11 protein-coding genes and 3 other RNA genes are annotated in these 12,906 nt (G+C 46.4%); all 14 read left to right on the forward strand.

Features of this window, described 5'->3' with window-relative positions; genetic code table 11:
• Nucleotide 1 precedes the first annotated feature (1 nt).
• The 14 genes from rluD to pyrE all read left to right on the forward strand — a co-directional run bounded on the left by rluD (nt 2) and on the right by pyrE (nt 12,762).
• Nucleotides 2-913 (forward strand): pseudouridylate synthase, encoded by a 912-nt coding sequence (gene rluD, locus BSU_15460; protein ID NP_389429.3) that lies wholly within the window; start codon nt 2-4, stop codon nt 911-913.
• 39 nt (nt 914-952) lie between these two features.
• Nucleotides 953-1,069, forward strand: an RNA gene (pyaA, locus tag BSU_misc_RNA_26) — pyrimidine biosynthesis operon attenuator.
• Nucleotides 1,070-1,095: 26 nt separating this feature from the next.
• Nucleotides 1,096-1,641, forward strand: a complete 546-nt coding sequence (pyrR, locus tag BSU_15470) for a transcriptional attenuator and uracil phosphoribosyltransferase activity (protein NP_389430.1) — start codon at nt 1,096-1,098, stop codon at nt 1,639-1,641.
• A gap of 3 nt (nt 1,642-1,644) precedes the next feature.
• An RNA gene (gene pyaB / locus BSU_misc_RNA_27) (pyrimidine biosynthesis operon attenuator) lies at nt 1,645-1,762 on the forward strand.
• A 52-nt stretch (nt 1,763-1,814) separates the two neighbouring features.
• On the forward strand, nt 1,815-3,122 hold the full coding sequence (gene pyrP, locus BSU_15480) for a uracil permease (RefSeq protein ID NP_389431.2): 1,308 nt from the start codon (nt 1,815-1,817) through the stop codon (nt 3,120-3,122).
• Nucleotides 3,123-3,237, forward strand: an RNA gene (pyaC, locus tag BSU_misc_RNA_28) — pyrimidine biosynthesis operon attenuator.
• A 30-nt stretch (nt 3,238-3,267) separates the two neighbouring features.
• Nucleotides 3,268-4,182: an aspartate carbamoyltransferase gene (gene pyrB, locus BSU_15490; protein NP_389432.2), complete on the forward strand. Its 915-nt coding sequence runs from the start codon at nt 3,268-3,270 to the stop codon at nt 4,180-4,182.
• Nucleotides 4,166-5,452, forward strand: a complete 1,287-nt coding sequence (pyrC, locus tag BSU_15500; protein NP_389433.2) for a dihydroorotase — start codon at nt 4,166-4,168, stop codon at nt 5,450-5,452. The genes pyrB and pyrC overlap by 17 nt, the downstream gene beginning before the upstream one ends.
• Complete coding sequence (gene pyrAA, locus BSU_15510) at nt 5,449-6,543, forward strand: pyrimidine-specific carbamoyl-phosphate synthetase (small subunit, glutaminase subunit) (RefSeq protein ID NP_389434.1); 1,095 nt, start codon at nt 5,449-5,451, stop codon at nt 6,541-6,543. The genes pyrC and pyrAA overlap by 4 nt, the downstream gene beginning before the upstream one ends.
• Nucleotides 6,528-9,743: a pyrimidine-specific carbamoyl-phosphate synthetase (large subunit) gene (pyrAB, locus tag BSU_15520; RefSeq protein NP_389435.1), complete on the forward strand. Its 3,216-nt coding sequence runs from the start codon at nt 6,528-6,530 to the stop codon at nt 9,741-9,743. Before pyrAA ends, pyrAB begins: the two co-directional genes overlap by 16 nt.
• Nucleotides 9,740-10,510 (forward strand): dihydroorotate dehydrogenase (electron transfer subunit), encoded by a 771-nt coding sequence (gene pyrK / locus BSU_15530; protein NP_389436.1) that lies wholly within the window; start codon nt 9,740-9,742, stop codon nt 10,508-10,510. The genes pyrAB and pyrK overlap by 4 nt, the downstream gene beginning before the upstream one ends.
• Nucleotides 10,510-11,445: a dihydroorotate dehydrogenase (catalytic subunit) gene (gene pyrD, locus BSU_15540; protein NP_389437.1), complete on the forward strand. Its 936-nt coding sequence runs from the start codon at nt 10,510-10,512 to the stop codon at nt 11,443-11,445. The genes pyrK and pyrD overlap by 1 nt, the downstream gene beginning before the upstream one ends.
• Nucleotides 11,414-12,133, forward strand: coding sequence for an orotidine 5'-phosphate decarboxylase (gene pyrF, locus BSU_15550; RefSeq protein NP_389438.1), 720 nt, complete (start codon nt 11,414-11,416; stop codon nt 12,131-12,133). Before pyrD ends, pyrF begins: the two co-directional genes overlap by 32 nt.
• Entirely contained in the window at nt 12,112-12,762 is a 651-nt protein-coding gene (gene pyrE, locus BSU_15560) for an orotate phosphoribosyltransferase (protein ID NP_389439.1), read from the forward strand. The genes pyrF and pyrE overlap by 22 nt, the downstream gene beginning before the upstream one ends.
• Nucleotides 12,763-12,906 lie beyond the last annotated feature (144 nt).

The raw sequence follows: 12,906 nt of genomic DNA on the forward strand, positions 1-12,906 counted from the left end.
CATGAATCAAATTGATATAACCGCTTCAGAAGAACAAAAAAGTGAGCGGATTGATAAATTTTTGGCATCGACTGAGAATGATTGGTCAAGAACCCAGGTTCAGCAATGGGTAAAAGACGGACAGGTTGTCGTGAACGGAAGCGCGGTGAAAGCGAATTATAAAATTCAGCCGGGTGATCAGGTGACCGTCACTGTACCTGAACCGGAAGCGCTCGACGTCCTGGCAGAGCCTATGGATCTGGATATTTATTATGAGGACCAGGATGTGCTGGTCGTCAACAAACCTCGCGGAATGGTTGTTCACCCAGCACCCGGGCATCTTACGGGCACACTTGTAAACGGTCTTATGGCTCATTGCACAGACCTTTCCGGAATAAATGGTGTGATGCGCCCGGGTATTGTTCACAGAATCGATAAGGACACGTCCGGTTTATTAATGGTGGCGAAAAATGATATGGCGCACGAGTCACTCGTAAACCAATTGGTCAACAAAACGGTCACGCGGAAATATACGGCGGTTGTCCACGGGCTTATTTCTCATGATGACGGCACAATTGACGCGCCGATCGGACGGGATAAAAAAGACCGTCAAAGCATGACTGTGACACGTGATGGCAAAAACGCTGTCACTCATTTTCATGTGCTTGAGCGTTTTCAGGATTTTACGTTAGTGGAGTGCCAGCTTGAAACAGGGAGAACCCATCAAATTCGTGTTCATATGAAATATATCGGATTCCCATTAGCAGGCGATCCGAAATACGGCCCAAGAAAAACAATCGACTTTAATGGCCAAGCGCTTCACGCGGGAGTTTTAGGTTTTGACCATCCACGAACAGGAGAATATGTCGAATTTGAAGCGCCGCTTCCCGAGGATATGGCAGAATTAATCGAAAACCTCAGAAAAAACGGTTGACAGAGGGTTTCTTTTCTGAAATAATAAACGAAGCTGAATAGATTCTTTAAAACAGTCCAGAGAGGCTGAGAAGGATAACGGATAGACGGGATGCGTGTATAGGCGCGCACCTTGTCCTAAAACCCCTCTATGCTCTGGCAGGAGGGGTTTTTTCTTCTATATGAACTGTGAGGTGTCACACATTGAATCAAAAAGCTGTCATTCTCGACGAACAGGCAATTAGACGGGCGCTGACCAGGATTGCTCACGAAATGATCGAACGCAATAAAGGAATGAATAACTGCATTCTTGTCGGCATTAAGACAAGAGGGATTTACCTGGCAAAACGCCTTGCGGAACGCATTGAACAGATTGAGGGAAATCCTGTTACAGTCGGTGAAATTGATATTACTCTTTACAGAGATGATCTTTCTAAAAAAACAAGCAACGATGAACCGCTTGTAAAAGGTGCAGATATTCCGGTAGATATTACAGATCAAAAAGTCATTCTCGTTGATGATGTTCTGTATACCGGAAGAACAGTCAGAGCAGGAATGGATGCGCTTGTTGATGTAGGCAGACCTTCCTCCATTCAGCTTGCAGTGCTTGTGGACAGAGGACACCGGGAGCTGCCGATCCGAGCGGATTATATCGGGAAAAACATCCCGACATCAAAGTCTGAAAAGGTTATGGTACAGCTTGATGAGGTAGACCAAAACGATCTCGTCGCCATTTATGAAAACGAATAATAGATCACCTTTTTAAGGGCAATCCAGAGAGGTTGCAAAGAGGTGCACAACAAAGGCCCAAAAAGTATTCGGCAGGTCTTTGTATGCCTCTTTGCGTAAAAAAGCAAAGAGGTTTTTTTATACAGTCATTGAGTCATCCTAAAATGAAAGTCAACAATCAGGGGGAAATCATCATGAGTAAGAAAAAAGTAAATTTAGGGGTCAGGGATGTCCCGACACCTTTCTCTTGGGTTTCATTCAGCCTTCAGCATTTGTTTGCCATGTTTGGCTCAACCATTTTGGTTCCGAAGCTCGTCGGAATGAGTCCTGCTGTGGCGTTGGTGACAAGCGGCATCGGAACACTGGCGTACCTTCTTATTACCAAAGGACAAATTCCGGCGTATCTCGGTTCATCCTTCGCCTTTATTTCTCCGATCATTCTGGTAAAAGCGACCGGCGGGCCGGGAGCGGCAATGGTTGGAGCGTTTCTTGCAGGGCTGGTGTACGGGCTGATTGCCTTATTGATTAGGCAGCTTGGAACAGGATGGCTGATGAAGATTCTCCCGCCTGTAGTCGTAGGGCCTGTTATTATCGTCATCGGGCTGGGACTGGCAAGCACTGCAGTAAACATGGCGATGTATGCTGATCCGAACGCGAGTGAGTTGGTCTACAGCTTAAAGCACTTTAGTGTCGCAGGAGTTACGCTGGCAATTACGATTATTTGTGCGATTTTCTTACGAGGGTTTTTAAGCCTGATTCCGGTTCTGATCGGAATCATCGGCGGATACCTGTTTGCCCTTACTCAAGGGATTGTCAACTTCCAGCCGGTGCTTGACGCGAAATGGTTTGCAGTGCCTGAATTTATCATTCCGTTCAAAGATTATTCACCGTCAGTTACGCTCGGCATCGCAGCCGCAATGGTTCCTGTCGCATTTGTCACAATGTCAGAGCATATCGGCCACCAAATGGTGCTGAGCAAGGTTGTCGGACAAGACTTCATTAAAAAGCCAGGTCTTCATCGCTCTATTATGGGTGACAGTGTGGCGACAATCCTCGCTTCCCTGATCGGCGGCCCTCCGACAACGACTTACGGAGAAAACATTGGCGTGCTGGCCATCACAAGAGTATTCAGCGTCTTTGTCATCGGGGGCGCGGCAGTGATTGCCCTTTGCTTCGGCTTTATCGGCAAAATTTCAGCGCTGATCAGTTCAGTGCCGTCAGCGGTCATGGGAGGCGTCTCCTTCCTGCTGTTCGGAATCATTGCTTCAAGCGGCCTGAGAATGCTGATTGACAACAAAATTGATTATGAAAACAACAGAAACCTCATTATTACATCAGTTATCCTTGTCATCGGTGTAGGAGGCGCTTTTATCCAAGTGTCTCAGGGCGGATTCCAAGTGTCAGGAATGGCGCTTGCCGCAATTGTCGGTGTCATCTTAAACCTGATTCTTCCGCAGGCGAAGGAAGAGCAGGCAGACACATCTGAACAACATCATATTTAAAACCTTTTAATGAAAGTCCAGAGAGGCTTGGAAGGGTTATGAAGAGAAGGAAGCTTCAATGCTGCCCTCTATTTAACCATACCCCGAGTCTATCTTAGACCGGGGTTTTTTTTCAGCCTTAAGTTGAAAAGAGAGGGGAAAGAACATGAAGCATTTAACGACGATGAGTGAACTTAGCACTGAGGAAATCAAAGATTTGCTTCAAACAGCACAAGAGCTCAAAAGCGGAAAAACAGACAATCAGCTTACAGGAAAGTTTGCAGCAAACCTGTTTTTCGAACCGAGCACGAGAACGCGGTTCAGCTTTGAGGTCGCAGAAAAAAAGCTGGGCATGAATGTGCTTAACCTTGATGGAACAAGCACAAGCGTGCAAAAAGGCGAAACCTTATATGACACGATCCGGACGCTTGAATCAATCGGTGTGGACGTCTGCGTCATCAGGCACAGTGAGGATGAGTATTATGAAGAGCTTGTCAGCCAGGTGAACATTCCGATTCTGAATGCGGGAGACGGGTGCGGCCAGCATCCAACACAATCACTGCTTGATTTAATGACGATTTATGAAGAGTTCAATACGTTTAAAGGGCTTACCGTCTCCATTCACGGCGACATCAAGCATAGCAGAGTGGCAAGGTCAAATGCGGAAGTGTTGACAAGATTGGGTGCCCGGGTCCTATTTTCCGGCCCTTCGGAATGGCAGGATGAAGAAAATACATTCGGCACGTATGTCTCAATGGATGAAGCAGTTGAGTCTTCCGATGTTGTCATGCTGCTGCGCATTCAAAATGAACGACATCAGTCCGCTGTCAGTCAGGAAGGCTATTTAAACAAATACGGCTTGACCGTAGAACGGGCTGAGCGTATGAAGCGGCATGCGATCATCATGCATCCTGCTCCGGTAAACAGAGGAGTGGAGATTGATGACAGCTTAGTAGAAAGCGAAAAATCAAGAATCTTCAAGCAAATGAAAAATGGCGTATTTATCAGAATGGCAGTGATACAGCGTGCCTTACAAACCAATGTGAAAAGAGGAGAAGCAGCGTATGTCATATCTCATTAAAAACGGCTGGATACTAAACGAAAATGGTGAAAAAACACAAGCGGATATCCGAGTGACTGGAGAAACCATCACCGCAATCGGCAAGCTTGATGCAACGGATAATGAAACGGTAATTGATGCAAAAGGTTTGCTCGTTTCACCTGGGTTTGTTGATCTCCACGTGCATTTCAGAGAGCCGGGCGGAGAGAAAAAAGAAACTATTGAAACCGGGGCAAAAGCAGCGGCGCGCGGCGGCTATACTACAGTAGCAGCAATGCCGAATACGCGGCCGGTTCCTGATACAAAGGAGCAGATGGAATGGGTGCAAAACAGAATTAAAGAAACATCATGCGTAAGAGTTCTTCCATATGCATCCATTACGATCAGACAAATCGGCGATGAAATGACAAACTTTGAAGCGTTAAAAGAAGCCGGGGCATTTGCTTTTACAGATGACGGCGTTGGTATACAGACAGCAGGAATGATGTATGAAGCGATGAAACGGGCAGCCGCAATTGACAAAGCGATTGTTGCACATTGCGAGGACAACTCCTTAATTTACGGAGGGAGCGTACATGAGGGGACATTCTCCAAAGCGAACGGGCTAAACGGCATTCCTTCTGTGTGTGAATCGGTTCATATTGCTCGCGATGTGCTGCTGGCTGAGGCGGCAAACTGCCATTATCATGTATGCCATATCAGCACAAAAGAATCTGTCAGAGTTGTACGCGATGCGAAAAAAGCGGGAATCAGAGTGACAGCAGAAGTATCGCCGCATCATTTGCTGCTTTGTGATGAGGACATCCCGGGGCTGGACACAAACTATAAAATGAATCCTCCGCTCCGCAGCCCAGAAGACAGAGCTGCTTTAATTGAAGGTCTTTTAGACGGAACAATTGATTTTATCGCAACAGACCATGCACCGCATACGGAAGAAGAGAAGAACACAGAAATGAAGCTGGCGCCATTCGGAATTGTCGGCTTAGAAACAGCATTCCCGCTTCTTTACACACACTTTGTCAAAAATGGCAGCTGGTCACTGAAGCAGCTGATTGACTACATGACAATCAAGCCATGCGAAGCGTTCGGTCTCCCATATGGAACATTACAAACGGGGCAAGCTGCGGACATTACGTTAATCGATTTAGAAAAAGAAGCAGTTATAGACAAAGAGACATTTTTATCAAAAGGAAAAAATACACCATTCAACGGCATCAGTTGCACCGGCTGGCCGGTCGCTACAATTGCGGCAGGGAAGCTTGCTTATGAAGAGGGGAGACTTGTCAAATGAAGAGACGATTAGTACTGGAAAACGGAGCGGTATTCGAGGGAGAAGCTTTCGGAAGCTTAGAACACAACATGGGAGAAGTCGTTTTTAATACTGGGATGACAGGCTATCAGGAAATTTTATCTGATCCTTCTTACTGCGGACAGATCGTAACATTAACATACCCGCTTATCGGAAATTACGGCATTAACCGTGATGATTTTGAATCCATTACCCCTTTTGTCAAAGGGCTGATCATCAAAGAATTATGTGAGCTGCCTTCCAACTGGCGTTCAGCATACACCTTAGACGAGTATTTAAAAATGAAAAACATTCCCGGACTCCAGGGAATTGATACAAGGAAGCTGACAAGAATGATCCGCACGGCAGGCGCGCTAAAAGGAACATTCGCTTCATCTGATGAAGATATCGAAGCAGTGCTGAAAAGACTGAACGAAACGGAATTGCCAAGAAATCAAGTATCCCAAGTATCAGCAAAAACAGCATATCCGAGCCCGGGAAGAGGCAAACGCATTGTCTTGGTTGACTTCGGCATGAAACACGGGATTCTAAGAGAGCTGAACAAACGGAAATGTGACGTCATCGTTGTGCCTTACAACATTACAGCGGAAGAGGTGCTTCAGCTGAAACCGGACGGTATCATGCTTTCTAACGGACCTGGAGACCCGAAGGATGTGCCTGAAGCGATTGAAATGATTAAAGGTGTTCTTGGAAAAGTGCCATTATTCGGAATATGTCTCGGCCACCAATTATTCGCGCTGGCGTGCGGGGCGAATACTGAAAAAATGAAATTCGGCCACAGGGGCTCAAACCACCCGGTAAAAGAGCTGGCTACAGGAAAAGTTGCCTTAACATCTCAAAACCATGGATATACAGTTTCGTCTATCAGTAAAACAGAACTGGAAGTGACGCATATCGCAATTAACGACGATACGATTGAAGGGCTGAAGCATAAAACATTGCCGGCATTTACGGTTCAATATCATCCCGAAGCCTCACCTGGTCCTGAGGATGCCAACCATCTATTTGACAGATTCATCGAAATGATCGAAACAACAGAGAAAGAAGGGGAAGCGGTATGCCAAAACGCGTAGACATTAACAAAATTTTAGTAATCGGATCTGGACCGATCATCATCGGCCAAGCAGCAGAATTTGACTATGCGGGAACACAAGCCTGTCTTGCTTTGAAAGAAGAAGGCTATGAAGTCATCCTTGTCAACTCAAACCCTGCAACGATCATGACAGATACAGAAATGGCTGACCGGGTTTACATCGAACCGCTCACACCTGAATTCCTGACACGAATCATCAGAAAAGAGCGCCCGGATGCCATTCTTCCTACACTCGGAGGCCAAACCGGTTTGAATCTTGCGGTTGAGCTTTCTGAAAGAGGCGTTTTGGCAGAATGCGGCGTCGAAGTGCTTGGCACGAAACTGTCTGCGATTCAGCAAGCTGAAGACCGTGACTTGTTCAGAACATTAATGAATGAACTGAATGAACCGGTGCCTGAAAGTGAGATTATCCACTCCCTTGAAGAAGCAGAAAAATTCGTCAGTCAAATTGGATTCCCTGTCATTGTCCGCCCGGCATATACATTAGGCGGAACAGGCGGAGGCATCTGCTCGAATGAAACAGAGCTAAAAGAAATCGTTGAGAACGGCTTGAAATTAAGCCCGGTACACCAATGTCTGCTTGAAAAAAGCATCGCCGGCTATAAAGAAATCGAGTATGAAGTCATGAGAGACAGCCAGGATCACGCCATTGTCGTTTGTAACATGGAAAACATTGATCCAGTTGGAATCCATACTGGAGACAGTATTGTTGTCGCGCCGAGCCAAACGCTCAGCGATCGCGAATATCAGCTCTTGCGGAATGTATCGTTAAAACTGATTCGCGCGCTTGGGATCGAAGGCGGATGTAATGTCCAGCTCGCCTTAGATCCAGACAGCTTCCAATATTACATTATTGAAGTAAATCCGCGTGTCAGCCGTTCATCTGCCCTTGCATCAAAAGCAACGGGGTACCCGATTGCAAAGCTCGCTGCTAAAATTGCAGTCGGACTTTCATTAGATGAAATGATGAACCCGGTGACAGGAAAAACATATGCAGCATTTGAACCTGCTCTTGACTATGTCGTATCCAAAATTCCGCGCTGGCCGTTTGATAAGTTTGAATCAGCAAACAGAAAGCTTGGCACGCAAATGAAAGCGACAGGTGAGGTCATGGCAATCGGCCGCACGCTTGAAGAGTCATTGCTGAAGGCAGTGCGATCACTGGAAGCGGATGTGTATCATCTTGAATTGAAGGACGCCGCTGACATTTCAGATGAGCTTCTTGAAAAGCGAATTAAAAAGGCCGGTGATGAACGCTTATTCTACTTAGCTGAAGCGTACAGAAGAGGCTACACGGTAGAAGACCTCCATGAATTTTCCGCTATCGATGTCTTCTTCTTGCATAAGCTGTTCGGAATCGTACAGTTTGAAAAAGAATTGAAGGCCAATGCGGGCGATACAGATGTGCTGAGACGGGCAAAAGAACTCGGCTTCTCTGATCAGTACATCAGCCGTGAATGGAAAATGAAAGAATCTGAGCTTTACAGCTTGAGAAAACAAGCGGGGATTGCGCCGGTATTCAAAATGGTAGATACATGCGCGGCGGAATTTGAGTCAGAAACGCCATACTTCTATAGCACATATGAAGAAGAAAATGAATCTGTCGTTACAGATAAGAAAAGTGTGATGGTGCTTGGTTCGGGTCCGATTCGAATCGGTCAGGGTGTCGAGTTCGACTATGCGACGGTTCACTCTGTATGGGCAATTAAACAAGCAGGCTATGAAGCCATTATTGTCAACAACAACCCGGAAACCGTTTCAACAGACTTCAGCATCTCAGACAAGCTGTATTTTGAACCGCTTACGATTGAAGATGTCATGCACATCATTGACCTCGAACAGCCAATGGGCGTTGTCGTACAATTTGGCGGACAAACTGCGATTAACCTTGCTGACGAGCTTTCTGCACGCGGAGTGAAAATCCTTGGAACTTCATTAGAAGATTTAGACCGTGCCGAAGACCGGGATAAATTTGAACAAGCGCTTGGAGAACTTGGTGTTCCTCAGCCGCTTGGCAAAACAGCGACATCAGTTAATCAGGCGGTAAGCATCGCAAGTGATATCGGTTATCCGGTACTGGTACGCCCTTCCTATGTACTTGGCGGCCGGGCGATGGAGATTGTTTACCATGAAGAGGAACTGCTTCATTACATGAAAAATGCAGTCAAAATCAATCCACAGCACCCTGTATTAATTGATAGATACTTGACCGGAAAAGAAATTGAAGTCGATGCAGTATCCGACGGTGAAACAGTCGTCATTCCGGGAATTATGGAGCACATTGAACGTGCGGGCGTTCACTCCGGAGACTCAATCGCTGTTTATCCGCCTCAGTCTCTCACAGAGGACATTAAGAAAAAAATTGAACAATACACGATCGCATTGGCTAAAGGGCTGAATATTGTCGGTTTGCTCAATATTCAATTCGTCTTGTCGCAAGGCGAGGTGTACGTGCTAGAAGTGAATCCGAGATCAAGCAGAACCGTACCGTTTTTAAGCAAAATTACGGGTATCCCAATGGCGAATCTCGCAACAAAAATCATTCTTGGTCAAAAGCTGGCTGCGTTTGGCTATACAGAGGGCCTTCAGCCTGAACAGCAAGGTGTATTTGTAAAAGCGCCGGTCTTCTCCTTTGCCAAGCTGAGAAGAGTGGATATTACGTTAGGGCCTGAAATGAAATCAACAGGTGAAGTCATGGGGAAAGATTCGACACTTGAAAAGGCGCTCTACAAAGCCTTGATCGCTTCAGGTATTCAAATCCCGAACTACGGTTCCGTGCTTTTAACAGTAGCTGATAAGGACAAAGAAGAAGGGCTTGCCATTGCTAAGCGGTTCCACGCGATCGGCTACAACATTTTAGCGACGGAAGGAACGGCAGGCTACCTGAAAGAAGCTTCCATTCCAGCGAAGGTCGTCGGAAAAATCGGTCAGGATGGCCCGAACTTGCTTGATGTCATCAGAAACGGAGAAGCGCAGTTTGTCATCAATACGCTGACAAAAGGAAAGCAGCCGGCAAGAGACGGTTTTAGAATCAGACGTGAATCAGTAGAAAATGGTGTTGCCTGCCTAACATCTTTAGATACGGCAGAGGCGATATTGCGAGTGCTGGAAAGCATGACATTCCGTGCTGATCAAATGCCGGCAGTCAACACAAATCAGGAGGCGGCAGTCACTATATGAAAAAAGCGTATTTGACAGTATGTTCTAACCAGCAAATTGCAGACCGGGTGTTTCAAATGGTTCTGAAAGGGGAGCTTGTCCAAGGGTTTACAACCCCTGGACAGTTCCTTCATCTTAAAGTGAGCGAAGCGGTTACGCCTCTTTTGAGAAGGCCGATCAGCATCGCAGACGTCAACTTTGAAAAAAATGAAGTCACCATCATTTATCGGGTAGATGGGGAAGGGACAAGACTCTTGTCACTGAAGCAGCAGGGAGAACTTGTGGATGTCCTCGGGCCTTTGGGAAATGGCTTTCCTGTTAATGAAGTTCAACCCGGAAAGACGGCTTTGCTGGTAGGAGGCGGAGTAGGTGTGCCGCCTCTCCAAGAGCTGTCGAAACGCTTGATTGAAAAAGGGGTAAATGTCATCCACGTTTTAGGATTCCAATCGGCAAAGGATGTTTTTTACGAGGAAGAATGCCGGCAGTACGGAGACACGTATGTGGCAACAGCTGACGGAAGCTACGGGGAAACCGGATTTGTCACAGATGTGATTAAACGGAAAAAGCTAGAGTTTGATATCCTCCTCAGCTGCGGGCCGACACCGATGCTCAAGGCGTTAAAACAGGAATATGCCCATAAAGAAGTATATCTGTCCATGGAGGAACGAATGGGCTGCGGAATCGGCGCATGCTTCGCGTGTGTGTGCCATACAAACGAAAGTGAGACATCCTATGTAAAAGTATGTCTCGACGGGCCTGTATTTAAAGCTCAGGAGGTGGCGCTGTAATGCTAGAGGTGAAATTGCCGGGACTTGATTTGAAAAACCCAATCATTCCTGCATCAGGCTGCTTCGGTTTTGGAAAAGAATTTTCACGTTTTTATGATTTGTCTTGTCTTGGAGCTATCATGATTAAGGCTACGACAAAGGAGCCGCGCTTTGGGAATCCGACGCCGCGGGTAGCTGAGACTGGTGCTGGAATGCTCAATGCGATCGGTCTCCAAAATCCGGGGCTGGATAGTGTGTTGCATCATGAGCTGCCGTGGCTTGAGCAGTTTGATACACCGATCATTGCCAATGTCGCAGGTTCTCAAGTCGATGATTATGTTGAAGTCGCAGAACATATCAGCAAAGCGCCTAATGTTCATGCTCTTGAATTGAATATTTCCTGCCCGAATGTGAAAACAGGCGGAATCGCTTTTGGCACGAATCCTGAAATGGCTGCCGATTTGACAAAAGCGGTGAAAGAGGTTTCGGATGTACCCGTTTATGTGAAGCTATCCCCGAACGTGGCTAATATCACAGAAATTGCATTAGCGATCGAGGAAGCGGGAGCGGACGGTCTTACGATGATCAACACACTAATCGGCATGAGACTCGATTTAAAAACCGGCAAACCGATATTAGCGAATAAAACAGGGGGACTTTCGGGCCCTGCTGTGAAGCCGGTTGCCATTCGCATGGTGTATGAAGTCAGCCAGATGGTCAACATCCCGATTATCGGAATGGGAGGCGTGCAAACGGCTGAAGATGCCCTGGAATTTCTTCTCGCGGGAGCAAGCGCAGTCGCTGTCGGAACAGCAAACTTTGTGAATCCTTTTGCATGTCCAGAGATTATTGAACAGCTCCCATCTGTTTTGCTCCAATACGGCTATCAATCAATTGAAGAATGCATCGGAAGGAGCTGGAATCATGAAAAACAACCTGCCCATCATCGCGCTTGATTTTGCGTCAGCTGAAGAAACACTTGCGTTCTTAGCGCCTTTTCAGCAAGAACCGTTATTTGTAAAGGTTGGGATGGAGCTTTTTTATCAAGAAGGGCCATCTATCGTGAAACAACTAAAAGAAAGAAACTGCGAGCTATTTTTAGATCTAAAGCTTCATGACATCCCGACTACTGTAAACAAAGCGATGAAGCGCCTTGCCAGTCTTGGAGTAGACCTCGTCAATGTTCATGCTGCCGGGGGCAAAAAAATGATGCAGGCAGCTCTCGAAGGCTTAGAAGAAGGTACGCCGGCTGGAAAAAAACGTCCGTCACTTATCGCGGTAACCCAGCTGACAAGCACATCTGAACAAATCATGAAAGATGAACTGCTGATCGAAAAGTCTCTGATTGATACGGTTGTGCACTACAGCAAACAGGCGGAAGAAAGCGGACTGGATGGAGTGGTCTGCTCTGTTCATGAAGCAAAAGCCATTTACCAAGCGGTGTCGCCTTCATTTCTGACTGTCACTCCGGGGATCAGAATGTCAGAGGACGCTGCGAATGACCAAGTTCGCGTAGCGACGCCTGCCATTGCAAGAGAGAAAGGTTCATCAGCGATTGTAGTAGGACGCTCGATTACAAAAGCGGAAGACCCGGTAAAAGCCTATAAGGCTGTCAGACTTGAATGGGAGGGAATCAAATCTTGAAACAAATCATCGCAAAACATCTATTAGACATCCAAGCTGTATTTTTACGCCCGAACGAGCCGTTCACATGGGCAAGCGGCATTTTATCACCGATCTACTGTGACAACCGCCTTACGCTATCTTTCCCAGAGGTCAGAAACGATGTTGCTTCAGGTATCAGCAAGCTTGTTAAAGAGCATTTTCCTGAAGCTGAAATGATTGCGGGAACAGCAACTGCCGGTATTCCTCATGCTGCTCTTGCGGCGGACCATTTGAATCTTCCGATGTGTTATGTGAGGAGCAAGCCGAAGGCGCACGGAAAAGGCAATCAGATTGAGGGAGCTGTGCAAGAAGGGCAAAAAACAGTCGTCATTGAAGACTTAATTTCCACAGGAGGCAGCGTGCTTGAAGCTTGTGCAGCTTTACAAGCGGCCGGCTGTGAAGTGCTTGGTGTCGTCTCAATCTTTACGTACGGACTTCCTAAAGCGGAGGAAGCCTTCGCAAAGGCAGAACTGCCATACTACTCATTAACCGATTATGATACGCTCACAGAGGTCGCGCTTGAAAACGGAAATATTCATTCAGATGATCTAAAAAAGCTGCAAACATGGAAACGAAATCCCGAGTCAAAAGATTGGTTTAAAAAATAAAAAATAAATTCAAATGATGTAAAGAGGCTTCAAAGCCTTGCTGTACTTGAAAACAGGCTGTGAGGCCTGTTTTTTTATTAATCCTATAAAAAAAGTCGGGTTGACTTATGTTAGAATTGTGCTAAAATTTACTACAAATCTAAA

Source organism: Bacillus subtilis subsp. subtilis str. 168, from assembly GCF_000009045.1.
Lineage (GTDB): Bacteria > Bacillota > Bacilli > Bacillales > Bacillaceae > Bacillus > Bacillus subtilis.

Coding starts and splice junctions, on each gene's coding strand:
- rluD (NP_389429.3), top strand. CDS start 2: ATGAATCAAATTGATATAACCGCTTCAGAAGAACAAAAAAGTGAGCGG.
- pyrE (NP_389439.1), top strand. CDS start 12,112: ATGGGAGGGAATCAAATCTTGAAACAAATCATCGCAAAACATCTATTA.
- pyrD (NP_389437.1), top strand. CDS start 10,510: ATGCTAGAGGTGAAATTGCCGGGACTTGATTTGAAAAACCCAATCATT.
- pyrAB (NP_389435.1), top strand. CDS start 6,528: ATGCCAAAACGCGTAGACATTAACAAAATTTTAGTAATCGGATCTGGA.
- pyrK (NP_389436.1), top strand. CDS start 9,740: ATGAAAAAAGCGTATTTGACAGTATGTTCTAACCAGCAAATTGCAGAC.
- pyrF (NP_389438.1), top strand. CDS start 11,414: ATGAAAAACAACCTGCCCATCATCGCGCTTGATTTTGCGTCAGCTGAA.
- pyrC (NP_389433.2), top strand. CDS start 4,166: ATGTCATATCTCATTAAAAACGGCTGGATACTAAACGAAAATGGTGAA.
- pyrAA (NP_389434.1), top strand. CDS start 5,449: ATGAAGAGACGATTAGTACTGGAAAACGGAGCGGTATTCGAGGGAGAA.
- pyrB (NP_389432.2), top strand. CDS start 3,268: ATGAAGCATTTAACGACGATGAGTGAACTTAGCACTGAGGAAATCAAA.
- pyrP (NP_389431.2), top strand. CDS start 1,815: ATGAGTAAGAAAAAAGTAAATTTAGGGGTCAGGGATGTCCCGACACCT.